Source organism: Halomonas sp. AOP7-E1-9 (genome assembly GCF_052376035.1).
GTDB lineage: Bacteria > Pseudomonadota > Gammaproteobacteria > Pseudomonadales > Halomonadaceae > Vreelandella > Vreelandella citrativorans.
Genome location: NZ_JBQSVC010000023.1, coordinates 1 through 26,488 on the forward strand (window position 1 = coordinate 1; position 26,488 = coordinate 26,488).

Sequence of the window (26,488 nt, forward strand, 5' to 3'; positions counted from 1 at the left end):
GGCCAATGCAGACCAGGTAAATCCAGCACTGGTGTTTTTCCATCTGCTCGCGCATTGGTTTTCCCTGAGTGATTTTTCTTGAGTATTTATTGGCGGCGAAGTGCCAAGCGCTCGCCTGCCATGGCGGCCAATAGCCATAGCGGCAGGCTCACCAGCACGTACGAAAGCCCCCACCAGCCTTGGCCATGGTTAAGGAAATGCAGCGTTTCCAGGCTAAACAGTGAAAAGGTCGTAAAGCCGCCGCAAAAACCTGCCACGAGCAGCGGGTGCCAGTAGGTCAGTTTGCTATGGGGTGCACGTAGCGCGGTGGCGGCTATCCAGCCGATCAAACCCGACCCCAGTACGTTGACGATCAGCGTGCCCCACGGGAAATAGCTACCCAAGGCCGCTTGGGAGACAAGCGATACGGCGTAGCGCAGTGCGCTGCCCAGGCCGCTACCAACCCCGACGGCAAGGTAGCATTTCCAAGTCCTCATACGCGGTGCCCTGCCAGCGCCCAGCCCAACGCTGCCATGCCAATGCCCAGCACCAGTGTGCCGCCCACGTTGAGTGCCGCACGGCCCGATTGGCCGCCTTGCCAAAGTTCAAGGGTTTGCAGGCTAAACGATGAGACCGTGGTGTAGCCGCCGAGTAGGCCAGTTACGCTAAACAGCCAGAATGCCGTTGGTGTGTCAGGCAGGCCTTGGCTGCCCAGTAGCCAGCCTGCGGCCAGCGCGCCGGTCGCGTTAACGACGAGCGTGCCCCAGGGAAACGCCTTGCCCAGCCAGCGCGCCATCAGGTTGGAAAGAGCAAACCTGACCATTCCCCCGAGTGCGCCGCCCAGTGCGATAAGCAGTACGCTTGCGATGCCCGGACCCATGTTTTCTCCACTGGCTAACAAAAGGGGTCTCCGATAAGCGGCCAATTCTAACATGCGTTTTCAAGGCGCAGAAAAATGCCTTGCGTGGGTCGTCACGCAAGGCATGGGTATATTACTTATAGATCGTTAGGCCGACAGGATGCTGCCCTGATGGTTTAGCGCTGCTCCCGCGTTTGTAGTGGAGACGCGGTTGATGCCCGAGATCAGAGCTTTCAAAGAAGCGCTGACCGTGTCGCTATCTTCGGCAACGGCGCAAATGCGCTGGCCATCAACGCTCAACTGTACAAAGGCAATTGCGTTGGCTTCGCTACCACCGCCCAGCGAGTGCTCACTGTAGTCGATAATCGTCACGTTAACACCGGAGTGCTTCTGCCAGGCAGCGGTAAAGGCCGACATGGCACCGTTGCCGGAACCGGACAGGCGCAGGGTTTCGCTACCTTGCCATAAGGTCACTTCAAGTCCTTCATGCTGGCCCTTGGAAAGCTGATAGTCCGCCAGCGACAGTGGCGCTTCCTGGGTGAAGTTATCGAGCATCACTTGGCGGATCATCTCGCTTGAGAGTTCACTGGCGCGCTCTTCGCTCTCTTTCTGCACATAGGGGGCCAAGGCCAGCATCATCCAGCGAGGCAGATTTATGCCATAGTCGCGCTCAAGCAAAAAGGCCATGCCGCCCTTGCCGGACTGGCTGTTGACTCGAATCACGGCCTGGTAGTCGCGGCCAATGTCGTGGGGATCAATCGGCAGGTAAGCCACTTGCCACGGTTCGTCGGGCTTCTGGTGCTTGAGGGATTTACGAATCGCATCCTGATGGCTACCAGAGAAGGCGGTGTACACCATTTCACCCACCCAAGGGTGGCGCGGGTGCATGGCAATGCCGGTGCACTCGTGAACGACCTGAATGATTTCATCCGGGTTGGAAAGATCAAGGTTAGGATCAATCCCTTGGCTGTAGAGGTTCATGGCCAGCGTGATGATGTCCATGTTGCCGGTACGCTCGCCATTACCCAGCAGCGTGCCTTCCACACGGTCGGCACCGGCAAGCAAGGCAAGTTCCGCAGAGGCTACCGCCCCGCCTCGGTCATTGTGGGTATGCACCGAGATAATCACGCTATCGCGACGACTGATGTGCTGGCAGAAGTATTCGATCTGGTCGGCGTGGTGGTGAGGGCCAGCCACTTCGACGGTCGTCGGCAAGTTGAGAATGCACTTGTTCTCAGGCGTTGGCTGCCAAACGTCCATAACCGCTTCACAAATCGCCAGCGAGAAATCGATTTCGGTGCTGGAAAAACTTTCTGGGGTGTACTCGAAACGCCAGGCAACGTCTGGATAGCGCTCGGCATACTGTTTGACCCAGGTGGCGCCCTGAACGGCAATATCAGTAATACCGTCGCGGTCCATCTCAAACACGCGCTCGCGCTGAATGGTCGAGGTCGAGTTATACAGGTGGATAATAGCGCGCTTGGCACCCACTAACGACTCAAAGGTTTTTTCAATCAAATGCTCGCGGCACTGCACCAGCACCGCGATGGTGACATCCTCAGGAATCTGATCTTCTTCAATTAACCAGCGCACAAAATCAAAGTCGGGTTGGCTGGCGGAAGGAAACCCCACCATGACTTCTTTAATGCCCACCTTGACGATCTGGTGCCAGAAGCGCTTTTTCTGCTCAACGGTCATCGGCTCTAGCAGCGCCTGGTTACCATCACGTAGGTCTTCACTTACCCAGATCGGCGCACGATCAAGGTCACGGTCAGGCCATTGGCGGTTAAACGCAGGAACGCGCGGTGCTGGGCGATATTTACGATGATCGAAAGCAGACATGGTGAGATTCCTAAGGGATTAATGACTTGGAAATTGGCCGCTTGTGGCGTAGGCCTTGGTGCATTAAAACACGCTCATCGGTGCAGACTCATGATGCAGAGTATGGCACGCAACCGTTAACTGCTTTTGGCAGTGTGGATAGTGTAACGGGTTTATAGCGCTAGGTTGTTGCTAAAAATGGATAAAAATGGCATTAATTGGCAGTATATTTTAATAAGTTGGAATTTATTAGCAGAGGCTGCTATTTATGTCGGTGACACCATTGACGCTTGACCGTTTTGACCGCCAAATTTTGACTATTCTGCAGCAAGAAGGGCGGATCAGTAACCAGGAATTGGCTGATCGAATTGGCCTTTCGGCATCACCCTGTTTGCGCCGGGTGCGTGCGCTGGAAGAACACGGCTTGATTATGCAGTATCGCGCCGAGGTAGATGCTCGCCAGTTGGGCTACCAACTGATGGTGCTGCTGCATATTGCCATGGACCAGCATACCTCCGAGCGGTTTGAGAACTTTGAACGCCACATCCGAACAATTCCCAACGTGATCGAATGTCTGATCATTACCGGGCAGGCTGCCGACTTTCAGCTAAAGATTTTAGTCCAGGATATGGATGATTATCAGCATTTACTGCTGCACGTTATTAACCGTATTGAAGGTGTCACAGGGGCGCATACCAGCTTTGTGTTACGCCGGGTTTTCGAACATCGGCCGGTACCCACGGAGCGCTGAACAGGAAAGCGTGGTCAGTCACTGAGTCGCCGTTTACACTGTTTTTTTCCCATTTTTAGGAGAGTGCTCTATGACTATCGAACGTCACGATACCAAGGCCCGCATGAGTCGCGCCGTTATCCACCAAGGGGTTGCTTATTTATGTGGCCAGGTCGCGGGGCCTGAGGCGCGTCATGGCGATATTAAGGCGCAGACAGAAAGCATGCTGGCGCGTGTCGATGCGCTGTTAAAAGAGATCGGCTCAAGCCGTGAGCAGCTATTAAGCGCCACGATTTATCTCAAGGATGGCAGCGATGTCGTCGCCATGAATGAGGTGTGGGATGCCTGGGTGCCCGAAGGCTACGCGCCAGCGCGTACCTGCGTATGTGCCCCGATGCCCGCCGACGAGTTAAAAGTAGAAATAACCGTGACCACCGCCGTATAGAACGAAAGCCTTTCTAGCTGGCTGGGCTATTCCAGCGGAAAGCGGGTATCGCGCAGGCTGTCCTTGATTTTTTTCAAGTGCGGTAAGAAGTCTTCGCCACGCCGTAGTGTGACGCCGGTGGCCAGGGCGTCAATCAAGGTAAGCTGAATCACCCTTGACGTCATGGGCATGTAGTGGTCGGTGTCTTCAGGGGTTGCCACGTTAAGCGTGGCGCTGCACTCGTTGGCAAGCGGTGACGCGGGGGCTGTAATACCCAGCACAACGGCGCCAGCTTCGCGGGCTACACGGGCGATATCTACCAGCTCACGGGTTCGTCCGGTGTAGGAAATAATCACCACCACATCGCCCGTATGGCAGGACGCCGCTACCATGCGCTGCATCAATACATCGGCGTAGGCCATGACCGGTAGATTGAACCGAAAAAACTTATGTTGAGCATCCTGAGCGACGGCACCTGAGGCGCCTAACCCAAAAAAGTGAATCTGCTTTGCCTGGGTCAGGTAGTCGACCATTCGTTCAATGGCCGTCATATCAATATCACGCTGGGCTTCATCCAGCGCGGCAATGGTGGCGCCAAAAATTTTCTGCGTGTATTGGGTCGCCGTATCGCCGGGCTCAACGGCTCGGGTAACGTAAGGTGTCCCACCCGCCAGGCTTTGGGCGAGTTTGATTTTAAAGTCGGGATACCCCTTGGCGCCAAAGTTGCGGCAAAACCGATTAACGGTCGGTTCGCTGACACTGGCGGCTTGGGCCAGGCTTGCGATGCTTAAGCTGGTAGCGGCTGTCGGATCGTCTAGAATCACGTTAGCAACTTTACGCTCGGAGCGGTTTAATTCTTCTAAGCGTTCGCGTAAGCGGTCAAGCAAGTCATGCGCCATTAAGCAGGCTCCAAAGCAGTGTGGGGAGGAGGTTGTGATGTCCAATCTTTACACCAGGCAACAAACACATTGGCTGGCAGTGGTCGAGCATAATAGTACCCTTGCGCTGCTTCGCAACCGATAGAGTGTAAATAGGCGGCTTGTTCGGAGGTCCCAACCCCTCTGCCACAATACCACAACCCACCGCGTGGGCTAATTGGGTAATCATAACGGCAAGTTGGCGATCAACGGCGTTTTATTAGGGGCTGCATAGCATCACTGTTATAGCCTTTATCAGCCATTAGCGCCGCGCCAGAAGGTAACTCGGCAATCAGTGCAGGAACCTCTACTCTGCGGGTTTGCTCTTATCCTGCCAATATCTCTGCAATGAAACGTCAACAGCCCCTAATGAATAAGTTTTAACGTAAACGAAGCAGTTTCATAAGCCAGCGCCGGTAGGGCGGCTGCAAAAGCCTGCTGGTAGCATGTTTCGTTTGATAAAACACACCACGTAAATGGCTAAAGCGCTCAAAACCGTGGCGCCCATGATAAGCCCCCATGCCACTTTCACCGATGCCGCCAAACGGTAAGGTGGGGACTGCGTGATGCAGCAAAGTTTCATTAAAAACAAGCGCACCGGAACGAGTATGTTGCAGTAACCGCGTTTGAAGCGTTTTATCATTAGTAAACGCATATACCACTAGAGCGTGCGGACGTGCATTCACAAACCCAATCGCCGCCTCAATATTTTTAACACCGATAACGGGGAGCGCGCGGCCAAAAATCTCTTCGTGCATCACAGAAAGCGTTTGGGTGGGGTCGATAACCAGCGCAGGTGCATGGTTGCCGTGATCAATGACTCGGCAGCCGTGATCACGGGCTTCTGCCAGCAGGCCCTCTACGCGTGCGCGGTGCGCATCATTGATCGGGCTGGTCGCCTCTCTGCTATCAGGGCGCTGCTGGAAAATAGCACGGCTTAGTGCGCTAACCAAAGCCTCAAGATGACGGCTTTCCACAAGAACGTAGTCGGGTGCCAGACACGTTTGTCCACCGTTAAGCCCCTTGCCGAATATAATGGCCGTGGCCGCTTTATCCATGTCGGCATCACTCGCCACCAGCGCGGGAGATTTACCGCCTAGCTCCAGGGTGACTGGGGTAAGGTTTGCTGCCGCGGCACTTGCCACGTGGCGCCCAATGCTGGTCGAACCGGTAAACACCAGGTGATCGAAGGGAAGCTTGCTAAATGCCTGAGCCGTCGATGCATCTCCTTGAATGACGACGAGTTCATCCTGGGTAAAATATTGGCAAGCCAGGCGAGCGAGCAAGGCGCTGGTGTGAGGCGTTAGCTCACTGGGCTTTAGCATGACCACATTACCGGCAGCAAAGGCGTCAATAACGGGCAGTAGCGCAAGGCTCCACGGGTAGTTCCAGGGGGAAATGACCCCAATGATACCCAATGGCTGCGGGGCTATGCGTGCCCTTGCCGGTAACAGGCGCCAAGGCATACCTACGCGCCAGGGGCGCATCCAACGCCAGAGGTGGCGGCGCGCATAGCGTACGGCCTGAAGCACGGCACTAATTTCCGCCAAGCGGATTTCTGTGTCGCTACGCTGGCCAAAATCCGTTTGAATAGCCCGCACAATCTCATGCTGATGGCGCTTGGTCATTTGCGCTAAACGTGCCAACCGTGTGCGCCGAACACCTAGCGTGGGAAAAGGCGTTTGATCAACAGCGTGTCGTTGGGCATTAAAGATACCTGTTAAATCGTGCTTCATAGCCGCTCCTTATCTTCCGTACCTGGATGTGATTGGGCGCAATAGTGGCTTGGCGCTACGTTAACGCACTTGCCGTAAGGCTAAGACGGTAGTTAAGACGATAATACGGTAGTTAAGACGATAGTAAGGGTAACGCTGCGTTAATGATAAAGTAAGGCTGGATAACAGGGCGCCAACGCTTTGCTCTTGGGAGATATCATGTCTGCGTGCTCGTTAGAACTCTCTACTCTATCCGCCATGGAAGATATTGAGGCAAGCCAGTGGGATGCCTTGGTCGGCCACGATCAGCCTTTTCTGCGCCATGCATTTTTGCATGCGCTGGAGGCGAGTGGCTCGGTGAGTCGTGAGACAGGATGGGAGCCCTGCCATGCTTGCGTTTGGCAAGCAGGCCAACTGGTAGGCGCGCTTCCCATGTACCGTAAACATCACTCTTACGGTGAGTATGTGTTTGATTGGGGATGGGCGGAAGCGTTCGAGAGAGCCGGTGGCACCTATTATCCTAAAGCGCTCAGCGCTATCCCGTTTACTCCTGTGCCGGGGGTGCGCACGTTACTTGCTAGCCATCTAAATGCTGAGGCTATCCGTGCTCTGCTAGCGTCAGCCTGGCAAACGCTTTGTCATCAAGGGGCGCTCTCCAGCTGGCATTTATTGTTTGCCGATGAACATGATGTGACGGCCTGGCAGATGCAGTTTCCCCAATTAACCGTCCGCGAAGGGCTTCAATTTCAGTGGCAGGACGCAGGATTTGGTGACTTTGATGGTTTCCTGGCAAGCCTGACATCCAAACGGCGCAAAATGATCAAGCGTGAACGGCGCCTGGTGGCCGAACAAGGGCTAAATGTGGTGCGCCTGGAGGGCCAGGACATCACCCAGGCAACAATGACGCACTTCTATCGCTGTTATTCAATGACGTATCTGGAGCGCGGTCGCTCGCCCTATTTAAGTCATGCCTTCTTTGAACAGTTACGCCAGACCATGCCCGAAGCATTGATGCTGGTGCAGGCGCAGTTGAATGGCCAGCCAGTCGCGTCGGCGCTCTATTTTCGAGGTGAGCACACGCTGTATGGCCGCTACTGGGGAAGTGAAGTGGAGGCTGATTGTCTGCATTTTGAAGCCTGCTATTACCAAGGCATTGAGTACTGTTTGCAGAATGGGCTGACGCGCTTTGACCCAGGCACTCAGGGTGAACATAAGCTAGTACGCGGTTTCGCCCCTCAACGCGTTCGTTCGCTGCACTATATGAACCATCCCGGCTTGGCGGCGGGTGTTGCCCAGTTTTGCCAGGCGGAGGGCGCTCAAGTGAGCGCGTATCGTGAGGCGGCTTTTCAAGCGCTGCCTTTTAAAGTGCCTGCGGCTCGCTGATGGTTCTGCATAGTGGCATAATGCGCGCCGTTACTGCCTTGGGAGATCGGTGATGCACAAATGGGTTGTGGTAGCGCTACTTGTCGTACTGGGTTTGCTCCAGTACACGCTTTGGTTAGGTAATGGCGGCTGGCGTGACCTGCAAATAGTCGAGCAGCGCGTTACTGTGCAGGAAGAGGCCAACTTGCCCATGCGCGAGCGCAACGCACGCTTAGCGGCCGAGGTCACCGATCTTAAAACCGGGCTGGACGCTATTGAAGAACGGGCCCGAAGTGATATGGGCATGGTGCGTAGCGATGAACAGTTTTTCTGGGTGCCGGGTGTCGCCATAACGACCGAGTTGATAGGTATTAACGCAGGCCTGGTGGTCCAACCACGACTAGACCGTGAGCAATCGCCACCATGAGTAATCGGCATAGTGAGTAAACGAGCAGTGAATATGTCAGGTAAGCGGCTGTGAAAAAAACGCTTTGGCTTATCGTGCCTGCCGCTGGGCAAGGGCGTCGCATGGGAGCCGATAAACCCAAACAGTACCTGATGTTAGGTGAGCACCCGATACTGGTGCACACTCTGGCACGGCTTTACGAGGCGTTTCCCAAGGCGTCGTTAGTGCTCTGCCTGGACAGCGATGATCAGTGGTTTCAGGCTGAATGGGTTCCTTTTGCGGCCTGGCAGCGCGTAACCGGCGGCATCGAGCGCATGGATAGCGTACTCAACGCGCTACATGCCATACCCGCACAGGATGACGATATTGTGATGGTGCACGATGTGGCTCGCCCGTGTATTACCACGGACGACCTGCACGCCCTGTATCAGGCGGTCACTCATCACACCGGCGGGGCGCTATTGGCGATGCCGGTGGCAGATACCATGAAACGGGCCAATGCCGAACAGCAAAGTACCTGTACAGAACCCCGGGAAGGACTTTGGCATGCGCTGACACCCCAGGGGTTTCATTACGGGCTATTGCGCCAGGCACTTGAGAGTGCCCGGCATCAAAAACGCATGGTGACCGATGAGGCGTCAGCGGTCGAGGCGCTGGGTAGGCAGCCACAACTGGTTAGCGGGCGGCGCGATAATTTAAAAGTGACGCATCCGGATGACCTTGCCCTCGCCGCCGCCATTTTGTCAGCACAATCAGATACGTTTACTCAGGAGGCTTAATGCGAATTGGTCATGGCTTTGATGTTCACCGGTTCGGCCCCGGCGACCACTTAATGATTGGTGGCGTTAAACTGCCGTTTTCACAAGGCTTTGTCGCACACTCCGATGGCGATGTGCTGCTTCATGCGGTAAGCGATGCGCTGTTAGGTGCCTGCGCGCTGGGCGATATTGGTCATCACTTTCCCGATACAGACTCCGAATGGAAAGGCGCTGATAGTCGTATGCTGCTGCGCCATGTGATGAGCCTGGTTCGGGCGGAAGGTTATGAGATTGTAAACCTGGACGCGACCCTGATGGCTCAAGCGCCCAAAATGGCACCGCATATTGCGACAATGCGTCAAACCATTGCTGACACTTTGAATGTTTCCTTGGGCCAGGTAAACGTTAAGGCCACCACGACGGAACGGTTAGGGTTTACCGGGCGCGGTGAAGGCATTGCTGCTGAAACAGTGGTTTTACTCGGCCGGCCTGAGGCGTTGAATGAGTAAGCTGCCTCAGTGGGCACGCTCTTTGGATGCTGCGTTTGGGCCGCCCAAGCCGGGGCATTATCGGGCCCAACCTGAGGATTTTTTGGTTGATGAGCAGCTGGACTTCACGCCCGAATCGCATGGTGAGCATCTTTGGCTGCGGATTGAAAAACGCAATCAGACCACGCTGGATGTGGTGAAAAGTGTCAGCCGATTATGCGGTGTGACCCCGCGAGATATTGGCTATTCAGGCATGAAGGACCGAATAGCCGTGACGCGCCAATGGTTAAGCATTCACTTGCCAGGGCGTGACGCGCCTGCTGACCTGGTGTCAGCACTGGGCGGATTGGGCATCACGGTGCTTGAAAGCGTGCGTCATCCACGCAAACTAAAACGTGGCGTTCATCGCACCAACGCGTTTACGTTACGATTGAGTGGCGACGCGATAACAGCGGATGATTTCGTTAATCGCTGGCAGGCACTTTGCCAGCTCGGGGCGCCCAACTATTTTGGCCCCCAGCGGTTCGGCCCTGAGGCGCGTAATTTACAGCGTGCCGAGGCACTACTCGCACGGGGGTGGCGCAAACGTGACGACCGTCAAGGAATGCTGCTCTCTACTGCGCGAAGCTTCCTATTTAATGAGCTACTAAGCGCTCGCTTGGCGGACGGCAACTGGCACCAGCCTATCCCAGGCGATACCGTGATGCTTGACGGCACCCAAAGCGTATTCGGCGTCGACGCGGTGGACGAGTCGTTGATAACGCGTGCCACTGAGCTGGACGTGCATCCAACCGCGGCGCTTTGGGGCATTGGTGAAAACGCCGTTGATGAGGCAGGGCGCTACGAGGCGCAGTTAGCCCGTCAGCATCCTGAGTTGTGTAAAGGTTTGGAAGCAAGCGGTGTGAAACGCTCCCATAGAGCACTGCGTATGCGATTAACGGCGCCCCAGCTCACTTGGGAATCTGATGCCGTGCTACTCTCGTTTGCACTACCCCGAGGCAGTTTTGCTACCGCCGTTATCGGTGAGCTCATTCATCACCCGGATATGGCGTAAGCCGCCAGGTTACGCTTGATCAACAAGGAGGCATCAATGCGGCGACTGCTGCTCTCTAACGACGACGGTGTTTACGCCCCAGGGCTGAAAGCGCTACATGATGCGCTGGAGGCTCATGCCAAACTGCGTGTCGTTGCCCCGGACCGTGACCGTAGCGGGGCAAGTAACTCGCTGACATTGTCGCGCCCGCTCTCATTAACCGCGCTGGAAAATGGTTTCTATAGCGTGGATGGTACGCCCGCTGACTGCGTTTACTTAGGCGTAAATGGCGTGTGGGATGAGCGGCCTGATCTGGTTATTTCAGGGATTAACCACGGTGGCAATTTAGGCGATGACGTGCTCTATTCAGGCACGGTGGCCGCGGCCATGGAAGGGCGCAACCTGGGCATGATCGCGATTGCCATGTCGCTATGCGGTGATCGTTATTTTGACACCGCGGCGAAAGTGGCATCCAGCCTGATTGGTGCCGCCGATCAACTCTCCTTGCCGCCCAGAACGCTGCTCAACGTTAACGTTCCAGATGTGCCATGGGAAGCCATCAAAGGCGTTAAGGTAACCCGGCTTGGATATCGTGGCCCGGCTGAAAAACCGCTTGCGATCGAAGACCCACGTGGGCGGACGCGCTATTGGATTGCGCCGGTTGCTGCCAATGCGGATGACGGTGAAGATACCGATTTTGCAGCGATCGAGGCAGGTTATGTATCGATTACGCCGCTGCAAACCGACTTGACGCGCCACCCCGCGTGCCGTGACGTACAGGATTGGTTGGATGCCTTTGCCTGATATTTCGCCCATTGAGCGGCGCGGGCGGGGAATGACCTCTCAGCGTACCCGGGATCGCATGATTGATCGGTTGATCGAACAGGGAATTCGACACCCGGATGTGCTCGATGTGATGGCTGGCGAGCCCAGACATCTGTTTGTTGACGAGGCTTTGGCGCATCGTGCCTATGAAGATACGGCGCTGCCTATCGGTTTTGGGCAGACGTTATCACAGCCGCTTACCGTGGCGCGGATGACGGAGCTGGTTGTGAAAGCCGAGCCACGCCGTGTATTGGAAGTGGGTACCGGTTCCGGGTATCAAACGCTGATTTTGTCGCGCTTAGTGAAGGAGCTTTACTCCATTGAGCGTATTTACGCCTTGCATGAGCGAGCGAGTGATCGCCTTTGGCGCTTGGGCGCAGAGGTAACGCTAACCGTTGCCGATGGCGGCGAGGGCTGGTCAACGGCGGCACCGTTCGATGTTATTTTATTGACGGCTTGTGCGCAGACACTGCCTGAAATATTGCTCGAGCAGCTAAGTCGCGATGGGGTATTGATTGCGCCGTTGGAAGCGCCTGATGGCAGCCAATGGCTTACCCAGATAAAGCGCATTGGGAATGCTTTTGAGAAGCAGCGGCTTGAGCCCGTGCGTTTTGTACCTTTATTGCAAGGAGTAGTGGATTGAAGCGTAAATCCTTGGGGGTTTTTTTAAAAGGTGCCGGGATGGGGGCCGCGGATGCCATACCCGGAGTTTCCGGGGGCACGATTGCCTTTGTTACCGGTATTTATGAAGAGCTGATCAATACTATTAAGCAGTTTGGTCCTGACGCGTTGGTGGTTTGGCAGCGTGATGGATGGCGTGCCCTCGTTAAGCACTTGAACCTGGCCTTTTTGATCCCTTTGCTGGCCGGTGTCGGCATTAGCCTGGTCAGCGTGGCGCACTTGGCGTTATGGCTGATGGAAGCGCACCCTCTGCTGCTTGATGGCTTCTTTTTCGGGCTGGTTGCCGCCTCTGGAATGGTGGTCGCCCAAGCGGGAGACCGCTGGAAATTTTGGTATTTATTTCCGCTGTTGGCCGGTTTACTGTTAGCCAGAATGTTGCCGAGCTTAATGCCCTTGGTACTATTGCTCGGTAATGAAGCCACGATTGTGATGGTGGCGGGATGTATTGCTATTAGCGCCATGTTGTTGCCAGGCGTGTCGGGCAGTTTTTTGTTGCTCACTATGGGGCTCTACGGCACGATAATGGGGGCTATTCGCAGTTTCGACATCACTATTATTATGCTGTTTGGTATGGGATGTGTGATAGGTCTTGCGCTGTTTTCGCGCCTATTATCCTGGCTGTTAAGACGTCATCATGGCTTTACGATGCAATTGCTTTTAGGGTTTATTATTGGCTCGTTGCCGGTTCTGTGGCCATGGCGCGAGCTGTTGCGTTATCAGGTTGGCCCAAGCGGGCAAATGATACCCTTGGAGTATCGTTATTTGCTGCCCAGTGATTATGCGGCGTTGACCGGCGCTTCCGCGCAGATTATCGGCGTGGTGCTGCTGATGGTCGTTGGTATATTGCTGGTCATGCTATTGAACCGTCGGGCAGGGAAGTCGACCACGTTAGATTCAACTAATACGGCTCAGCGCTGAAAAGGAGTAGGGTTTGCATGCGTAAAGTCTTCATGATGTCAGCCTTGGTGTTGGCAGTTAGCGGGTGTGCCAATCAGCAGCACAATACCCCGCAAGTACGTGACTTGAGTGAAGCGAGTCGCGTGGTGGAAAACTCGCCTCAATATACCGTCAAACCAGGCGACACCCTTTATGGCATCGCTTGGCAGCATAATCTGGATTACCGCCAGCTAGCCACCATCAACAATATTGACGCGCCCTACCAAATTCACCCCGGACAGATGATTGCACTACGTGAAGGGGCTGGGGCTGGCAATAATTCCCAGCCCGCAAATCAGGCGCAAAACACGCCGAGTGAATCGCGCGGCGTTGTCGCAACCGGGCTCAACCCGCAGGCGACAGCAGTAGCAAGTAACGACCAGGAACTTGATTGGCTACTGCCTGACGAATCGGCGATTGAACGCGGACAGCGTTTAAACGCTGAGCGCCCTGAACAACAAGCCGTTGAAAGTGCTCAGCAGGTAGCGTCAACTAACAGTGCGCCGCAAGAATCTTCCTCTCAACCCGAGGTGGCTGCTACCGAGCCAAGGCCTGAACCTGAGCCTGAGCCAGAAACAGTCCCAGCATCGGAGCCTGAGGAACAGGTGGTTGCTCAATCCGAAACACCTGTGGCTGCTCCAGTGGAACGTTCGGACCGCTCATCGCGCACGTTCACGCCCGCAGAGACGATCAACTGGCAATGGCCGACAGATGGACAAGTCACGGGTAACTTCGGAGAAGGTGATTCGATTACCGCCGGGATTGATATCGCCGGACAAAAGGGGCAACCTGTCAAAGCCGCAGGCCCAGGTATTGTCGTTTATGCGGGTAGTGGTGTACGTGGGTACGGTAATCTTATTCTTCTTAAACACAACGATCAGTTCCTAAGTGCCTATGCGCATAACGACGGCTTAAACGTTAGTGAAAATGACGTGGTTGAAGCAGGCGAAGTGATCGCCACCATGGGAAACAGTGATGCAGAAAGCGTTAGACTGCACTTTGAGGTGCGCCGTGATGGTCAGCCCGAGGATCCTATGGAGTTTTTACCCGCACGCTAACCAGTGGAGCACCAGATAAGCAAGTAGCGGCAAGGTTTTGTTGAGCCAGCCCCTTACGAGCTGGCTCGCATAAAAATAATAACACCAGTAACGCACACGTAAGCGTGGTTACCTTTACATGTTAAAAGGCGGGCAGGCGATACTACGGGGGTAAGGCCATGAGTATGCTGGAGAAGGATCTACAGGAGGTTGACCTGGATGCTGCCGAAGAAGCGTTGGAAAACGCTGACGACGATGTCGCAGCGGAAGAAGAAGCTTTTGAGAAAGCACTAGGACGCGAGGACCGGCAATCGACTCAAAGCCTGGATGCGACGCAAATTTACCTCAATGAAATAGGATTTTCGCCACTCTTAACGCCAGAAGAAGAGGTCTATTATGGCCGCCTGGCGCGAAAGGGGGATCCGCTTGGTCGTTCTCGAATGATCGAGTCTAACCTGCGGTTGGTGGTTAAAATTGCACGGCGCTATCTAAACCGTGGACTGACGCTGCTGGATCTCATTGAAGAGGGTAATTTAGGGCTTATTCGTGCCGTTGAAAAGTTTGACCCTGAGCGTGGATTTCGCTTTTCAACCTATGCAACATGGTGGATTCGACAGACCATTGAGCGCGCGCTAATGAACCAAACGCGCACCATTCGTCTGCCGATACATGTGGTGAAAGAACTTAATATTTATCTGCGTGCCGCGCGTGAGCTGACGCAAAAGCTTGACCATGAAGCGACCGCCGAAGAGATTGCTGAGCATCTCGACAAACCGGTTGATACGGTCAAGAAAATGCTTGGCCTCAATGAGCGTGTCTCCTCGGTAGACTACCCCATGGGTGGAGAGAGTGATAAACCACTGATTGATACCCTGGCCGATGACGACGTTCAAGGCCCAGAAGGTTGCCTGGTGGATGGTGATGTGCGTGAACACGTGGATCTTTGGCTTGATGAGCTAAGTGATAAACAGCGCGAAGTGGTCGTGCGTCGTTTTGGTTTGCGCGGCCATGAGGCGGCCACCCTGGAAGAGGTCGGCGCTGAAATTGGCCTGACCCGCGAGCGCGTACGACAGATTCAAGTCGAGGCATTAAAGAAGCTACGCCGTACACTTGAAAAGCAAGGCCTATCGCTAGAGGCGATTTTCGAAAGCTAGCCAAGACAGCGTGGCTACGTAGGCACGGCCTGAACGCACCGAGTTTATACTCGGTGCGTTGTTGTTAGAGGGGCTATTTTTGATGACTTATTATGTATAAGAGAGATACGCAATGCGCCCGCTAGCGGCCCATATCGATTTGGATGCTCTGCGTCACAACTATCAGTTGGCGTGCCGCTGCGCGCCCCAAAGCCGCTCGGTGGCGGTTATCAAAGCGGATGCCTATGGCCACGGCGCTGTAGCGTGTGCTCACGCGCTGGAAAGCCACGTCCCGGCGTTTGCGGTGGCGTGCATCGAAGAAGCGATTGCGCTACGTAACAGCGGCATCAGCAAACCTATTGTGTTGTTAGAAGGTATCTTTAGCGCCGATGAGTTACCGCTGGTGGAGCGCTACGCACTGTGGACCGCCATTCATAGCGCATGGCAGGTAGACGCGCTGCTGGCATTTTCGCCAAGCCAACCCATTCCCGTTTGGTTAAAAGTCGATTCGGGTATGCATCGGCTGGGGTTTGGCTTGGAGGAGGCGGAAGCGGTCTGGCAGCGCCTGGCCAATGCACCACAGGTTACGGCGCTGCATTTAATGAGCCATTTTGCGACCGCTGATGCCAGCGACGGCCACTATTTTAATCAGCAGCTGTTGAGTTTAAAGGCCCTGGCCAAGGCGCTTGATGCGCCTTTGTGCTTAGCTAATTCACCGGCGACGCTTGCCTGGCCTGACGCCCACGGTGACTGGAACCGACCAGGCATCATGCTCTATGGCAGTGACCCACTGGAAGTGGCCACCCCAACCACGCAGCAATTACGTCCGGTCATGAGTCTGCGTTCGGAAATTATCGGTTTGCGAGAGATTAACGAAGGTGAACCCGTCGGCTACGGAGGGCGCTGGCGCACCCCGCGCCGGTCACGTATTGCGGTGGTGGCCGCAGGTTACGGCGATGGTTATGACCGCCATGCGGTGGACGGTACGCCGGTACTGGTCAATGGGCAGCGCTGTGCTATCGCCGGCAAAGTGTCGATGGATATGTTGACCGTTGATGTGACCGATATACAAGATGCTGCCATTGGCTGCGAGGTGGTGCTCTGGGGAACGGCCAGCAATGGGGCAGTGTTAGCCGTCGATGAGGTTGCACGCTACTGCGATACGATCAGCTATACCCTGCTTACCGGGGTGTTGCCACGCGTACCCAGACGTTATCAAGAGTCTTCAGTGTAGGTGGTACGTATGTCGAAAAAAGAGTATCCAGCGTCGTTTGCTCACCCACGCTACTGGGGAACCTGGCTTGCCATCGGTGCGATGTATATCGCGGCTTGGCTACCTTGGAGTATTAAGCTTTGGGTAGGCAAGGTCATCGGGCTTTTGGCATGGCGCTTTGCCAAACGGCGGCGGGACATTACGGCCACCAACCTGGCGCTTTGCTTCCCGGAAAAGAGTGCCGATGAACAGCGAAAGTTGGTGAAGGATACCTTTATTGCTAACGGTATTGGCTTGGTGGAAACCGCGACTGGCTGGTGTCGGGAGGCAGAAGGATTTCGTCATCGAGTGGCGTACCATGGTCAGGAGCACTTGGCGCATGCCAAAGCCCAAGGCAAGGGGGTGTTGGTCGTCGGGATCCACTTCTCAACGCTTGATTTGGGGGGCGCGCTGCATTCGCTGTTCTTTCCGGCGGATGTCGTATATCGCCCGCATAATAACCCGCTTTTCGAGCGCTTTATGACGCGTGCTCGTTCACGTATTTTCGGCCAGGCGATAGATCGACACGATCTGCGCGGCGTGGTGCGACGTATCAAGGCAGGGCATATTGTCTGGTATTCACCCGACCAGGACTTTGGGCCGGATGTCAGTGTATTTGCCCCCTTGTTTGGTCAGCAGGCGGCCACCATTCGGCTAACGTCTAAAATCGCTCGTATGACGGGCGCGCCGGTGGTGCCGCTGATGTTTCATCGCAACCCGGATAACCGCACCTATACGATTGAGTGCCTACCTGCGTTTGAAAACTTTCCCAGTAACGATGAAGTTAACGACGCAACGCGGGTTAATCAGTTTATTGAGCGTGCCATTCGCAAGCACCCCGAGCAGTACCTGTGGCTGCATCGGCGCTTTAAAACGCGCCCTGAAGGGGATGATGAAGGTTTCTATTAGATACGGTTTTTTTAGATACAAAGAAGCCGGCGCGATGCCGGCTTCTTTGTGGCTGTTGTTAGCTACTCAGGCATTAATCCAGGTTACGTGAGTAGAAGATTTCCAGCATCTCTTTGCGCAGGCGGCTTTCGATATCGCGGGCTTCTTCAAACGTAATGTCGCGACGCGACTTGCCGAACAGGTAATTGTCGAGCTCGAAGTCTTTCAGCAGCATCTTGGTATGGAACATGTTGTCCTGATACACGTTCACGTCCATCATCTGATACGCCTGCTTGGTATCTTCCGCCAGGTAATCCTGGATCGAGGCGATCTCGTGATCGATGAACAGCTTTTTACCGTCGACGTCCCGGGTGAAGCCGCGCACACGGTAATCCATGGTGACGATATCAGAATCAAAGCTGTGAATCAGATAGTTCAGCGCTTTCAGCGGGCTGATATGCCCACACGTTGATACGTCGATATCCAGACGGAAGGTGCTGATGCCGTTGTCAGGATGCGATTCCGGGTAGCTATGTACGGTGACATGGCTCTTATCCAGATGGGCAACCACGGTTTCAGGCAGCGGACCAGGGCCTGGTTCTGTGTTTTCAGGGTTGGCTTCATCAAGCTCATGTTCAGCAATGAGAATGGTGACGCTTGCCCCGTGAGGTTCATAATCTTGACGGGCAATATTCAACACATGCGCACCGATAATATTGGTGACATCCTTCAAAATTTGCGTCAGCCGTTCGGCGTTGTACAGCTCATCGATATAGTCGATATAAGCGGTACGTTGCTCTTCGGTCTTGGCATAGCAGATGTCGTAAATATTAAAGCTCAGCGAGCTGGTCAGGTTATTGAACCCGTGGAGTCGGAGACTATCTGTCATGTCCGAACCTCCCTATGGCTGATGAAGACACCCCGACGAGCCAGCGCCGGAACCGAGAAAAACCTAATGCCATACGTGGTGCGCATGTTCTAAAAGCACTTGCAGGGCAGTCAGGGGGAATACAAGGAGGCGTATTATGCCCGGCCGGGGCAGGGGATGCATCCGGGCAGGGCATTTTTTTTCGCTGTGCTGCATCGTAGGCCGAAGGAGCGAGCGTCGTCGCTCTGCCTCAAGCCTCTACAATTTCAAAGGAGTGCGTAATTTCAACACCGCCTTTGACAAGCATAATGGACGCACTGCAGTACTTTTCGGCGGAAAGCTCTACGGCACGTGCAACTTGCTTCTCTTTTAGCGCTCGGCCTGTGACCACGAAGTGAACATGAATTTTGGTGAATACGGCAGGCACTTCATCGGCGCGCTCAGCATCCAATTCGGCAACACAGTCGGTCACATCGGCACGGGCTTTATCGAGAATATTCAGGATATCAAACGCCGTGCAACTGCCCATGCCCATCAGCAGCATTTCCATGGGACGAGGCCCGGTATTGCGGCCGCCGTGGTCGGGTGGGCCATCGATCACAACGCTGTGCCCACTGCCCGACTCGGCGATAAATTGACGGCCATCCGTCCATTTTACCCTTGCTTTCACGTGGCTCTCCTTATCTTGGCGACGACAGGTAAGTCGCGCAGCATAACATTTCTTTGCCTGGGCGCACTGTTTGAATCCCCACTCTGGGCCTTCTTATAACGAGGGGATTTACTGGCTTAAAAAGTGCTCCAGGGCGACAAGGCGTTCGGGTGTTCCTACATCAACCCAGTGTCCTGCGAAGTGTTCCCCTGACACCTGCTGTTCATGCATCGCATTTTTTAATAGTGGCGCGAGCGCAAACGCCTCGGTGGGCTGGTCAGCCAACAGCTTGGGATGAATAATGCTGACACCGGCATAGGTATAACGCTGTGCGCCTTGATTAAGAACGCGCCCCTTATCCAGGGCAAAGTCGCCTTCAGGATGATGGTCAGGGTTATTCACCAGTATCAGGTGCGCCAGATCGCCCCTTTTTAGCTGAGTGTTGGCGGGCAGGTAGTCACACCACACATCACCATTGACCAGCAGAAAGGGTTCCTCGCCCAGCAGCGGTAGCGCCTTTTGAATGCCTCCGCCCGTTTCAAGCGGCGTGGCCTCATGGCTCCACTGAATATTGACACCGTAGGCCCGGCCATCGCCTATCGCTTGAATGATTTGCTCGGCGCGATAGCTGACATTAATAATGACGTCTTCAATACCTGCCCGCTGAAGCCGCTCCAGGTGATGAACGATCAGCGGCTTCCCCGCGACCGGGAGCAAGGGCTTGGGGCAGTGGTCGGTTAACGGGCGCATCCGCTTGCCTAAACCGGCCGCTAATATCATCGCTTTCATGGATGCTCTTCCGCCAGGCGTTGCAGAATGGCTGGGCGCAGCGTGAGCCTTACCCAGTTGGCAAAGGCGACGTGTTCGGGCAGGCCATTCAGGCTATCTTCAAGGTGATCCAGGAAGTGGGGTAAGCGTGCCAGGTAGCCCTGTTTGTGGTCACGTAGCGTTAACCGACAAAAAATCCCCAACACTTTTAACGAACGCTGAGCGGCCATGGCGTGGCACTGGGTAATAAAGTCGGCCTCTGTTAGTACACTGGACAGGCGCCCATCGCTGCGGGCCTGGCGATAGAACAGGGTGGCCAGCTCGGCGAATTGGGCCGCACTAAAGCGCCAATAGCGGCCTCGCAGCAAGGAAATAACGTCGTAGCTAATCGGCCCTGCCACGGCGTCCTGAAAGTCGATCATATATAAGCGGTCATGGTTGATCATGATGTTCATGGCATCAAAATCACGGTGAACGCTAACCGTCGGCTGTTGAAGCGCCCGGTGAATAAGGTCTGTGCGCAGTGCCTCCCAGCTGGATGGGCAAGGTAGCCTCAGCCACTTATCCATGCACCACTCAGGGAACAGGTCGAGTTCACGAGCCAATAGCGCAGCATCATAGTCGGGAAGTGCGGTTGGGCTGGCCCTGTTTTGCAGCTCGGCAATCAAGCCCAGAGCTTTTTCATGATACTGAATCGCCGCGGCACTATCGGTAAACCGGTCCTGCATGGGGGTACTGCCTAAATCGTCCAGCAGTAAAAAACCGTCGTCTAAATTCGCGGCATAAATTTTGGGAACGGGTAAGCCCGCCGCGTACCAACGGTGGCCAATGGTAACAAAAGGGGCTGAATCCTCTTGAGCAGGCGGTGCATCCATGACTATTTGGGTGTCGCCATTAGGTAGTGTTAGACGAAAATAGCCCCGAAAGCTGGCGTCGCCGCCCGCTGGTGAGAGGGTAATCAACGCCGGATTTAGGCTGTTTTGTTCTGCGGCCCATCGGGTGAGGGCATCAATCCGTAAAGAGGACATGCAAGCTCCTTGCTGGTCGGGCATCATGCGGGCTGTATAATACCTATTCTGGATGCCAAGGATAACGAACATGGGCAAGCGATTTTCGCGCATCATACCGGTTGCGCATACGCTGATGGGCAGTTTGCTCGCTAGCGCCTCGTTCTCGGTGGTGGCGCAGAATCAAGCGCTGCCCGCACAAGCGCTTGACTGGCAGGCCTGGGAAGGAGATGAAGCGTCACAACAGTTGTGCCGTGGCCGGTACGTGATGCCCAGCTACCGGTTGCCTGTAGAGCAGAACCCGGAAACGCTGTCAGTTGAAACCCAGGACGTAGATTACGCCGCCGATGGCGAGGCATTGCTGCGAGGCGATGTGGTATTGCGACGTGGTAATTCGGAATTAGAAGCCGAACGCATTTATTTACCCGCAAACCGTGAGCAGGTGGATGCTGAGGGTAATCTCGCTTTGCGTGATGGCCAAGCGTTGGTGCGTGGCGACAGCGCCACCTTAATGCTCAATGAAGATCGCGCGAGTGTGCGTAACAGCCACTATGTGCTGTATGAAGAGCGTTTGCGTGGCCAGGCAAGTCAGCTTGAGCAAACAGGCGAGTCTCAGTATCGCTTGCGAGATGCCACCTTTACGACCTGTGAACCCGGCGCCAATACCTGGGAGCTGGTGAGCAGTGATATACGCCTAAATCAGGAGTCGGGGTTTGGTACCGCGACGCATGCCCGCTTAAAAGTAAAAGACGTGCCTGTTTTTTACTGGCCGTGGTTGCGCTTCCCTATCGACGATAAGCGTCACACGGGGCTGTTGTCCCCGGCTATCGGGTTTTCGTCAGATGGATTTAACTACGCACAGCCGTTTTACTGGAATATCGCCCCTAATCACGACGCCACCATTACGCCGCGTTGGATGAGTGACCGTGGGTTGCTGCTCAACGGTGAATACCGCTACCTGTTTTCGGAAAGCGAGGGAACCGTTGAGGGGGGGTACTTAAGTAGGGACGACGGAGGTAACAGTGGTAGTGACCGCTTTGCTGGCGAAACCCGTTGGTATGTCGATGCGCGCCATGCGGGCCGAGTCAACAGCCGCAGCAATTATCGGTTGCGCTATGGCGCTTCCAGTGACGGCCGCTATTTCGACGACTTCGGTGATGAGTTTGGGGGGAGCGACCGCGTAAGCCTGGAGCGGCTTGCCCAGATAGATTATCAGGGTGACCAGTGGTATCTCGATGCCAGGGCGCAAGGCTTTCAGCGCCTTGAAGACCCGCTTAGCGACTCTGATAAGCCGTTCTACCGCTTGCCCAGCCTGACCGCGAATTCCAATTGGCAGCTAGGCAGTGGCTTCTTCAGCGAATGGCGCTCCAACGCGACCTATTTTTGGCGTGACGTGGATGAGCGGCTGGTGCCGGAACGCGAGGCGGCAACCGGCACGCGTCTACACTTAACGCCGGCCGTCGGCTGGCGCGAAGAAAAGCCCTGGGGATATATCGAACCACGGGCTGAGCTTTGGTATACCGCCTACGAGTTGGACTACGGTGACCGTGAAACGGAGCGCAATACCTCACCAAGTCGAACTGTGCCGGTGACGTCGGTGGATGGCGGCCTGGTATTTGAGCGTGAACTGGAGCTTGGAAATCGCGGCTACCGGCAAACGCTGGAGCCGCGGTTTAACTATGCCTATGTACCCCGCAAGAACCAGACCCAGCTACCCGATTTCGATAGTCGTGAGCGGGCTTTCTCGTGGGACCAACTGTGGTCGCCCCATCGCTTCTCCGGCGGGGATCGGGTCGGCGATCTTAACCGTGTGTCAGTGGGTGTGCAGACGCGCTTTATCGAAGATGACAGTGGCCGTGATCGTCTAACATTCGGTATCGGGCAAAGTCTCTATTTTTCGGACCGCCGTATTGATAGTGACGGAGACCCGGATACCCTGCCAGCGCGGCCAGAAGAAGACCCTTACGTTAACCCGCAGCGTTACTATCAGGCCACGCGTGATCGTTCGCCTCTGGTAACCCGGCTGGACTGGCAGATCAATGATCGCTGGAGTACCGGCTACGAATGGCTTTACGATGATCACCGTGAAAAGACGGAACGCACTCGCTTTGACCTGCGTTATCGGCACCCTGAAGGCCATGTAGTGAACCTGGGTTACCGTTGGGAGATCGAAGGCTTCGACCCTGATACGTTACCAGGCGATGATGGCTTTCGTGATTACAACCGCGAAGAGTGGGACGTGTCATTTGCCTGGAAAACCAGCCCAAGGGTGGATCTGATAGGCCGGTATCTTCACGACCAAACCAATGATCGTGCGCTTGAAAAACTGGCAGGGGTACAATGGAACGACTGCTGCTACGGCGTGCAGCTTGTTTGGCGCGAGTGGGTGGATGATAACGACACTGCGCGTGTTGCAGATGACTTCAACGATCGCGGGCTATTTTTACGCTTTGTATTCCGTGGCTTGGGCGGCGTTGGCCAAGAGGCTGACAGCTATTTTGAACGGACCATTCCTGGTTACCGTCCTACTCCCTTGTAACGACGTTCTTGAATGGCGACTGAAAGAGACTTTTTATGAAAACCAGAAATATGCTGCTAGCTCATGCAAAAACGATGTCGGCCGCGAGCGTTATCGCGCTGTGCATGGGCGCAGGCACGCTTGCCGCTCCACTGGTAACGCAAGCGCAGAATTTTGAGTCCACCCAGCGCCAGCCGATCGATAGCATCGTTGCCGTGGTTAACGATGGCGTTATTATGCGAAGTGAACTCGACGATCGTGTTGCTCAGATAGAGCAGCAAGCGCAAGCTCAGGGGGGCTCGCTTCCGCCAGGCTCTGCGCTTCAGGCGCAAGTGCTTGAACGGATGATACTGGATGAAATCCAGTTACAGCTGGCAAATCGCAACAATCTAAGCATCGATGATACCGAGCTGAACCGTCAGCTGCGTACGATTGCTGAATCCAACAACATGACGTTGGATCAGTTCGCAAACGCGGTAGAAGCCGATGGCATGACGCTTGCTGAGGTGCGTGAAGACATTCGCCGTGAAATGTTGATGCGCCAAGTGCAGCAGCGCCAGGTTGGTCAGCGCGTATCGGTCAGCGACCGTGATGTTCAGCGCGTGCTTGATCAACAGGGCAATCAAAATAGCGATCAGGCGTTTGTCGAAGAGATCCGCGCACGTCACGTACTGGTTGAGCTAACGCCAACGCGCAGTGAAGAGCAGGCGCGTGCCCGGGCCCAGGAGGTGCGTCAGCGTTTACAGCAAGGCGCTGACTTTGCCTCCGTAGCACGTGAGTTTAGTGACGACAGCGGCAGTGCGCTTAACGGTGGCGAGCTGGGTTGGGTGCGTCCTGGCCAAACCGTACCGGCGTTTGAGGAAGCATTGCAGACGCTGAACGTTAACCAAATCTCCGAGCCAGTGCGCTCACAGTTCGGCTACCACGTAATTGAAGTTGAAGAGCGTCGTCGTCAGAACGTGACCAATGAGAGCCGCCAGGAGCAAGTGCGTCAGGCCATTTTCCAGCGCCGCGCCAATGAAGAGCTGCAAGTCTGGCAGCAGGAAATTCGCGCGGAAGCCTTTGTGGATGTTCGCCTTTAAATGAGCCAAATCGCTGACCTTCCGCTGCTGATTACCACGGGAGAGCCTGCGGGTATTGGGCCTGAGCTAGTGCTTATGCTGGCCGCACAGGGCCACCTGCCGGCGCAGGCCGTCGCCATTGGTGATGCCGATATGTTGCGCCAGCGGGCCGCTGCGCTAGAGCTTGATGTGGCACTGGTGGAAACAAGCCCAGGCCAGGAAGTAGCCGCTTGCGCGGGGCAGTTACCCGTTTGGCCCGTAGCGTTGAATGAGCCCGCAACGCCTGGCGTGCTTAACCCGGCCAATGCAGGGTATGTGCTTGCCACGCTTGAGCTGGCCGTGGCGGCCTGTCAGGCAGGCCAGGCGGCCGCCATTGTCACCGCACCGCTGCATAAAGGCGTCATCATTGAAGGCGGCTACCCAGGGTTCACAGGGCATACAGAGTGGTTGCGTGATGCCTGCGGTGTTGATGAGGTCGTGATGATGCTGGCAACCGATGCCGCGTTACACGCCAACGCACCGGACTGGCAAGGCAGTGGTGATCTTCGCGTTGCATTGGTCACCACACACTTGCCGCTGCGCCAGGTTGCCGATGCGATTACCGTCGCGCGGGTAACCCGGATTAGCCGCTTGCTGGCCGATGATCTGGTGCATCAGTTTGGTATTGCCTCGCCGCGTATTGCCGTGTGCGGGCTAAATCCTCACGCGGGCGAAGATGGCCATTTGGGCCATGAGGAGCAAGAGACGATTATCCCCGCGCTTGAATCCCTGCGTGCACAAGGGCTGGATATTCAAGGCCCTTTACCTGCCGATACGCTGTTTACGCCTCGCCACTTGGCGGGTGTTGATGCCGTGCTGGCGATGTACCATGACCAGGGCTTGGCCGTACTTAAGTATGCTGGCTTTGGTCAAGCTGCTAATATCACGCTGGGCTTGCCGCTAGTGCGTACGTCGGTAGACCACGGCACCGCGCTTGACCTCGCGGGTAAAGGCGTGGCTGACCCTGGTAGCCTGCGCGTTGCACTATCGCTTGCTCGGCGTCTTGCCGAACAGCGCGCCCAAACGGCCCGCCAGGCGTAACGCCTCCACGATTGAAAAATACCTCCAAGGAATTCTGTTAGATGTCTCAAGTGCCCCAGCAGCACCGTGCTCGCAAACGCTTCGGTCAAAACTTTCTACGTGACCTGGGTATCATCTCGCGTATTGTGCGCTCTATTGGGCCGCGGGAAGGCGACCGTCTTGTTGAAATTGGGCCGGGCCAAGGCGCGCTGACCGCGCCACTGCTTGAGGCGGCAGGGAAGCTTGAGGTGATTGAGCTGGACCGCGATTTGATTCCTGGTCTACGCGTGCAGTTCTTCAACTACCCCGACTTTATTATCCATGAAGGCGATGCGCTGAAGTTTGACTTCGCGGCGCTGAAAGGCGATGGCCCCGCCCTGCGTGTCGTCGGCAACCTGCCCTATAACATCTCAACACCTCTGATCGTGCATCTGCTCACAGCCGGTAATGCGATTGCCGACATGCACTTCATGCTCCAAAAAGAGGTCGTTGAACGGCTGGCTGCCCAGCCAGGCGGTACGGATTGGGGGCGGCTTTCTGTGATGGCGCAGTACTACTGCCACGTCGACCAGCTGTTTATCGTACCGCCCGAGGCCTTTGTGCCCCGGCCTAAAGTTGACTCTGCCATTGTGCGCCTCACGCCGCACGCAAGTTTGCCGCACGTAGCCGACGACCCGGCACTCCTGTTTGAGCTGGTAAAGCTAGCCTTTGGCCAACGTCGTAAAACCTTACGTAATAACTTTAAAGGACGCGTCAGTCCTGAAACGTTAGAAGCGCTGGGTATTGACCCCACGCGCCGCCCGCAAACGCTAACGGTTGCCGAGTATGTAACCATTGCTAACCGCGTGGCTGCTGATGAAAGGCCAGGTAGTGATGGGAGTGAAAACGGGTGAGTGGTTTAGCCATCGACGTCAGTGTAACGCCTGAATATTGTGCCGAAGAGTCCAGCGATGTGGAATCACGCTACGTATTTAGCTATACCGTGACGGTGCATAATCAAAGCCCGCATAGCGTACAGCTGATGGCACGTTACTGGAAAATCACCCAGGGCAGCGGCGATAGTCAGGAAGTGCGCGGTAAGGGCGTGGTCGGGCAGCAGCCATTAATCGGCCCCGGTCAGCGCTTTCGCTATACCAGTCGGGCGATTTTGCAAACACCGGTGGGCGTGATGGAAGGTGCCTATACGTTGTTGAACACCTATACCCAGCGTGCCTTTGAAGTGCCCGTAGCGCCTTTTCGCTTGGCTGTGCCGCGTCAGTTGCACTAACGTTAGTGATCACCATCGCGAATACTGCATTAAAGCATTGTTGAGTT

28 protein-coding genes are annotated in these 26,488 nt (G+C 55.4%); 19 read left to right on the forward strand and 9 right to left on the reverse strand.

The genetic code is table 11. The annotated features are described in order from the left end of the window. Window positions 1–86: 86 nt before the first annotated feature. From crcB (ACT3R4_RS12700) to ACT3R4_RS12710, 3 genes are all read right to left on the reverse strand, one after another. On the reverse strand, window positions 87–476 hold the full coding sequence (crcB, locus tag ACT3R4_RS12700) for a fluoride efflux transporter CrcB (protein ID WP_193054453.1): 390 nt from the start codon (window positions 474–476) through the stop codon (window positions 87–89). Continuing rightward, the gene (gene crcB / locus ACT3R4_RS12705) at window positions 473–859 is read right to left on the reverse strand and encodes a fluoride efflux transporter CrcB (RefSeq protein ID WP_441679262.1); all 387 of its coding nucleotides are present in this window, start codon (window positions 857–859) and stop codon (window positions 473–475) included. Before crcB (ACT3R4_RS12705) ends, crcB (ACT3R4_RS12700) begins: the two co-directional genes overlap by 4 nt. Window positions 860–985: 126 nt before the next feature. Then, window positions 986–2,680: a 2-isopropylmalate synthase gene (locus tag ACT3R4_RS12710; RefSeq protein ID WP_441679261.1), complete on the reverse strand. Its 1,695-nt coding sequence runs from the start codon at window positions 2,678–2,680 to the stop codon at window positions 986–988. A 247-nt stretch (window positions 2,681–2,927) separates the two neighbouring features. On the opposite strand from ACT3R4_RS12710, the gene ACT3R4_RS12715 reads away from it, so the two are divergent. Further along, a complete protein-coding gene (locus ACT3R4_RS12715; RefSeq protein ID WP_441679260.1) occupies window positions 2,928–3,410 on the forward strand; it encodes an Lrp/AsnC family transcriptional regulator in 483 nt (160 codons plus the stop codon). A gap of 70 nt (window positions 3,411–3,480) precedes the next feature. Further along, entirely contained in the window at window positions 3,481–3,834 is a 354-nt protein-coding gene (locus ACT3R4_RS12720; protein ID WP_193054457.1) for a RidA family protein, read from the forward strand. A 26-nt stretch (window positions 3,835–3,860) separates the two neighbouring features. Here the strand turns inward: ACT3R4_RS12720 and ACT3R4_RS12725 are convergent, their stop codons facing one another. Together ACT3R4_RS12725 and ACT3R4_RS12730 are read right to left on the reverse strand one after the other, a co-directional pair. Next, window positions 3,861–4,712, reverse strand: coding sequence for a MurR/RpiR family transcriptional regulator (locus ACT3R4_RS12725; protein WP_087112013.1), 852 nt, complete (start codon window positions 4,710–4,712; stop codon window positions 3,861–3,863). 398 nt (window positions 4,713–5,110) lie between these two features. Then, entirely contained in the window at window positions 5,111–6,466 is a 1,356-nt protein-coding gene (locus tag ACT3R4_RS12730; RefSeq protein ID WP_441679259.1) for an aldehyde dehydrogenase family protein, read from the reverse strand. A 198-nt stretch (window positions 6,467–6,664) separates the two neighbouring features. On the opposite strand from ACT3R4_RS12730, the gene ACT3R4_RS12735 reads away from it, so the two are divergent. From ACT3R4_RS12735 to lpxL, 12 genes are all read left to right on the forward strand, one after another. Beyond that, window positions 6,665–7,828, forward strand: a complete 1,164-nt coding sequence (locus ACT3R4_RS12735) for a GNAT family N-acetyltransferase (RefSeq protein ID WP_441679258.1) — start codon at window positions 6,665–6,667, stop codon at window positions 7,826–7,828. Window positions 7,829–7,880: 52 nt separating this feature from the next. Beyond that, on the forward strand, window positions 7,881–8,234 hold the full coding sequence (ftsB, locus tag ACT3R4_RS12740) for a cell division protein FtsB (protein WP_192527404.1): 354 nt from the start codon (window positions 7,881–7,883) through the stop codon (window positions 8,232–8,234). A gap of 50 nt (window positions 8,235–8,284) precedes the next feature. Further along, window positions 8,285–8,992, forward strand: coding sequence for a 2-C-methyl-D-erythritol 4-phosphate cytidylyltransferase (ispD, locus tag ACT3R4_RS12745; protein ID WP_192527405.1), 708 nt, complete (start codon window positions 8,285–8,287; stop codon window positions 8,990–8,992). Then, window positions 8,992–9,480 (forward strand): 2-C-methyl-D-erythritol 2,4-cyclodiphosphate synthase, encoded by a 489-nt coding sequence (ispF, locus tag ACT3R4_RS12750; RefSeq protein ID WP_441679257.1) that lies wholly within the window; start codon window positions 8,992–8,994, stop codon window positions 9,478–9,480. The genes ispD and ispF overlap by 1 nt, the downstream gene beginning before the upstream one ends. After that, complete coding sequence (gene truD, locus ACT3R4_RS12755; protein WP_087112025.1) at window positions 9,473–10,513, forward strand: tRNA pseudouridine(13) synthase TruD; 1,041 nt, start codon at window positions 9,473–9,475, stop codon at window positions 10,511–10,513. Before ispF ends, truD begins: the two co-directional genes overlap by 8 nt. A gap of 36 nt (window positions 10,514–10,549) precedes the next feature. After that, window positions 10,550–11,296: a 5'/3'-nucleotidase SurE gene (surE, locus tag ACT3R4_RS12760; RefSeq protein WP_087112027.1), complete on the forward strand. Its 747-nt coding sequence runs from the start codon at window positions 10,550–10,552 to the stop codon at window positions 11,294–11,296. Next, window positions 11,283–11,960, forward strand: a complete 678-nt coding sequence (locus ACT3R4_RS12765; protein ID WP_441679256.1) for a protein-L-isoaspartate(D-aspartate) O-methyltransferase — start codon at window positions 11,283–11,285, stop codon at window positions 11,958–11,960. Before surE ends, ACT3R4_RS12765 begins: the two co-directional genes overlap by 14 nt. Beyond that, window positions 11,957–12,916 (forward strand): DUF368 domain-containing protein, encoded by a 960-nt coding sequence (locus ACT3R4_RS12770; RefSeq protein WP_087112031.1) that lies wholly within the window; start codon window positions 11,957–11,959, stop codon window positions 12,914–12,916. Before ACT3R4_RS12765 ends, ACT3R4_RS12770 begins: the two co-directional genes overlap by 4 nt. A gap of 17 nt (window positions 12,917–12,933) precedes the next feature. Continuing rightward, window positions 12,934–13,992, forward strand: a complete 1,059-nt coding sequence (locus tag ACT3R4_RS12775) for a peptidoglycan DD-metalloendopeptidase family protein (RefSeq protein ID WP_087112033.1) — start codon at window positions 12,934–12,936, stop codon at window positions 13,990–13,992. 158 nt (window positions 13,993–14,150) lie between these two features. Then, window positions 14,151–15,125, forward strand: a complete 975-nt coding sequence (gene rpoS, locus ACT3R4_RS12780; RefSeq protein WP_087112035.1) for an RNA polymerase sigma factor RpoS — start codon at window positions 14,151–14,153, stop codon at window positions 15,123–15,125. Between the two features lie 112 nt (window positions 15,126–15,237). Further along, window positions 15,238–16,338: an alanine racemase gene (gene alr / locus ACT3R4_RS12785; RefSeq protein WP_441679255.1), complete on the forward strand. Its 1,101-nt coding sequence runs from the start codon at window positions 15,238–15,240 to the stop codon at window positions 16,336–16,338. Between the two features lie 9 nt (window positions 16,339–16,347). Beyond that, the gene (lpxL, locus tag ACT3R4_RS12790; protein ID WP_441679254.1) at window positions 16,348–17,265 is read left to right on the forward strand and encodes an LpxL/LpxP family Kdo(2)-lipid IV(A) lauroyl/palmitoleoyl acyltransferase; all 918 of its coding nucleotides are present in this window, start codon (window positions 16,348–16,350) and stop codon (window positions 17,263–17,265) included. Window positions 17,266–17,338: 73 nt separating this feature from the next. On the opposite strand, the gene speD is transcribed toward lpxL, so the two are convergent. The 4 genes from speD to ACT3R4_RS12810 form a co-directional block, all read right to left on the reverse strand. Continuing rightward, window positions 17,339–18,133, reverse strand: a complete 795-nt coding sequence (gene speD / locus ACT3R4_RS12795) for an adenosylmethionine decarboxylase (protein ID WP_172117503.1) — start codon at window positions 18,131–18,133, stop codon at window positions 17,339–17,341. 229 nt (window positions 18,134–18,362) lie between these two features. Further along, on the reverse strand, window positions 18,363–18,782 hold the full coding sequence (locus tag ACT3R4_RS12800) for an OsmC family protein (RefSeq protein WP_087112043.1): 420 nt from the start codon (window positions 18,780–18,782) through the stop codon (window positions 18,363–18,365). Window positions 18,783–18,890: 108 nt separating this feature from the next. After that, complete coding sequence (gene murU, locus ACT3R4_RS12805) at window positions 18,891–19,550, reverse strand: N-acetylmuramate alpha-1-phosphate uridylyltransferase MurU (RefSeq protein WP_193054469.1); 660 nt, start codon at window positions 19,548–19,550, stop codon at window positions 18,891–18,893. Then, window positions 19,547–20,557, reverse strand: coding sequence for an aminoglycoside phosphotransferase family protein (locus ACT3R4_RS12810; protein ID WP_441679253.1), 1,011 nt, complete (start codon window positions 20,555–20,557; stop codon window positions 19,547–19,549). The genes murU and ACT3R4_RS12810 overlap by 4 nt, the downstream gene beginning before the upstream one ends. A gap of 70 nt (window positions 20,558–20,627) precedes the next feature. Between ACT3R4_RS12810 and ACT3R4_RS12815 the strand changes: the two genes are divergently transcribed. From ACT3R4_RS12815 to apaG, 5 genes are read left to right on the forward strand one after another with little or no spacing between them, the layout of a single operon-like run. After that, window positions 20,628–23,075 (forward strand): LPS-assembly protein LptD, encoded by a 2,448-nt coding sequence (locus ACT3R4_RS12815; protein WP_441679252.1) that lies wholly within the window; start codon window positions 20,628–20,630, stop codon window positions 23,073–23,075. A gap of 35 nt (window positions 23,076–23,110) precedes the next feature. After that, window positions 23,111–24,136: a peptidylprolyl isomerase gene (locus ACT3R4_RS12820; RefSeq protein WP_441679251.1), complete on the forward strand. Its 1,026-nt coding sequence runs from the start codon at window positions 23,111–23,113 to the stop codon at window positions 24,134–24,136. Then, window positions 24,137–25,195: a 4-hydroxythreonine-4-phosphate dehydrogenase PdxA gene (gene pdxA, locus ACT3R4_RS12825; RefSeq protein WP_441679250.1), complete on the forward strand. Its 1,059-nt coding sequence runs from the start codon at window positions 24,137–24,139 to the stop codon at window positions 25,193–25,195. It begins immediately after the preceding gene. 41 nt (window positions 25,196–25,236) lie between these two features. Continuing rightward, entirely contained in the window at window positions 25,237–26,067 is an 831-nt protein-coding gene (gene rsmA, locus ACT3R4_RS12830; RefSeq protein ID WP_087112056.1) for a 16S rRNA (adenine(1518)-N(6)/adenine(1519)-N(6))-dimethyltransferase RsmA, read from the forward strand. After that, window positions 26,064–26,441, forward strand: a complete 378-nt coding sequence (gene apaG, locus ACT3R4_RS12835; RefSeq protein WP_193057005.1) for a Co2+/Mg2+ efflux facilitator ApaG/CorD — start codon at window positions 26,064–26,066, stop codon at window positions 26,439–26,441. Before rsmA ends, apaG begins: the two co-directional genes overlap by 4 nt. Window positions 26,442–26,488: the final 47 nt, after the last annotated feature.

Bases quoted from the DNA above. Each gene is read 5' to 3' on its own strand.
- alr (WP_441679255.1), top strand. From the start codon at position 15,238: ATGCGCCCGCTAGCGGCCCATATCGATTTGGATGCTCTGCGTCACAAC.
- ACT3R4_RS12710 (WP_441679261.1), bottom strand. From the start codon at position 2,680: ATGTCTGCTTTCGATCATCGTAAATATCGCCCAGCACCGCGCGTTCCT.
- ACT3R4_RS12730 (WP_441679259.1), bottom strand. From the start codon at position 6,466: ATGAAGCACGATTTAACAGGTATCTTTAATGCCCAACGACACGCTGTT.
- speD (WP_172117503.1), bottom strand. From the start codon at position 18,133: ATGACAGATAGTCTCCGACTCCACGGGTTCAATAACCTGACCAGCTCG.
- rsmA (WP_087112056.1), top strand. From the start codon at position 25,237: ATGTCTCAAGTGCCCCAGCAGCACCGTGCTCGCAAACGCTTCGGTCAA.
- ACT3R4_RS12720 (WP_193054457.1), top strand. From the start codon at position 3,481: ATGACTATCGAACGTCACGATACCAAGGCCCGCATGAGTCGCGCCGTT.
- ACT3R4_RS12775 (WP_087112033.1), top strand. From the start codon at position 12,934: ATGCGTAAAGTCTTCATGATGTCAGCCTTGGTGTTGGCAGTTAGCGGG.
- ACT3R4_RS12765 (WP_441679256.1), top strand. From the start codon at position 11,283: ATGCCTTTGCCTGATATTTCGCCCATTGAGCGGCGCGGGCGGGGAATG.
- crcB (WP_193054453.1), bottom strand. From the start codon at position 476: ATGAGGACTTGGAAATGCTACCTTGCCGTCGGGGTTGGTAGCGGCCTG.
- ACT3R4_RS12735 (WP_441679258.1), top strand. From the start codon at position 6,665: ATGTCTGCGTGCTCGTTAGAACTCTCTACTCTATCCGCCATGGAAGAT.
- surE (WP_087112027.1), top strand. From the start codon at position 10,550: ATGCGGCGACTGCTGCTCTCTAACGACGACGGTGTTTACGCCCCAGGG.
- ispF (WP_441679257.1), top strand. From the start codon at position 8,992: ATGCGAATTGGTCATGGCTTTGATGTTCACCGGTTCGGCCCCGGCGAC.
- lpxL (WP_441679254.1), top strand. From the start codon at position 16,348: ATGTCGAAAAAAGAGTATCCAGCGTCGTTTGCTCACCCACGCTACTGG.
- ACT3R4_RS12815 (WP_441679252.1), top strand. From the start codon at position 20,628: ATGGGCAAGCGATTTTCGCGCATCATACCGGTTGCGCATACGCTGATG.
- ACT3R4_RS12820 (WP_441679251.1), top strand. From the start codon at position 23,111: ATGAAAACCAGAAATATGCTGCTAGCTCATGCAAAAACGATGTCGGCC.
- ACT3R4_RS12725 (WP_087112013.1), bottom strand. From the start codon at position 4,712: ATGGCGCATGACTTGCTTGACCGCTTACGCGAACGCTTAGAAGAATTA.
- crcB (WP_441679262.1), bottom strand. From the start codon at position 859: ATGGGTCCGGGCATCGCAAGCGTACTGCTTATCGCACTGGGCGGCGCA.
- rpoS (WP_087112035.1), top strand. From the start codon at position 14,151: ATGAGTATGCTGGAGAAGGATCTACAGGAGGTTGACCTGGATGCTGCC.
- truD (WP_087112025.1), top strand. From the start codon at position 9,473: ATGAGTAAGCTGCCTCAGTGGGCACGCTCTTTGGATGCTGCGTTTGGG.
- ACT3R4_RS12715 (WP_441679260.1), top strand. From the start codon at position 2,928: ATGTCGGTGACACCATTGACGCTTGACCGTTTTGACCGCCAAATTTTG.
- murU (WP_193054469.1), bottom strand. From the start codon at position 19,550: ATGAAAGCGATGATATTAGCGGCCGGTTTAGGCAAGCGGATGCGCCCG.
- pdxA (WP_441679250.1), top strand. From the start codon at position 24,137: ATGAGCCAAATCGCTGACCTTCCGCTGCTGATTACCACGGGAGAGCCT.
- ACT3R4_RS12810 (WP_441679253.1), bottom strand. From the start codon at position 20,557: ATGTCCTCTTTACGGATTGATGCCCTCACCCGATGGGCCGCAGAACAA.
- ftsB (WP_192527404.1), top strand. From the start codon at position 7,881: ATGCACAAATGGGTTGTGGTAGCGCTACTTGTCGTACTGGGTTTGCTC.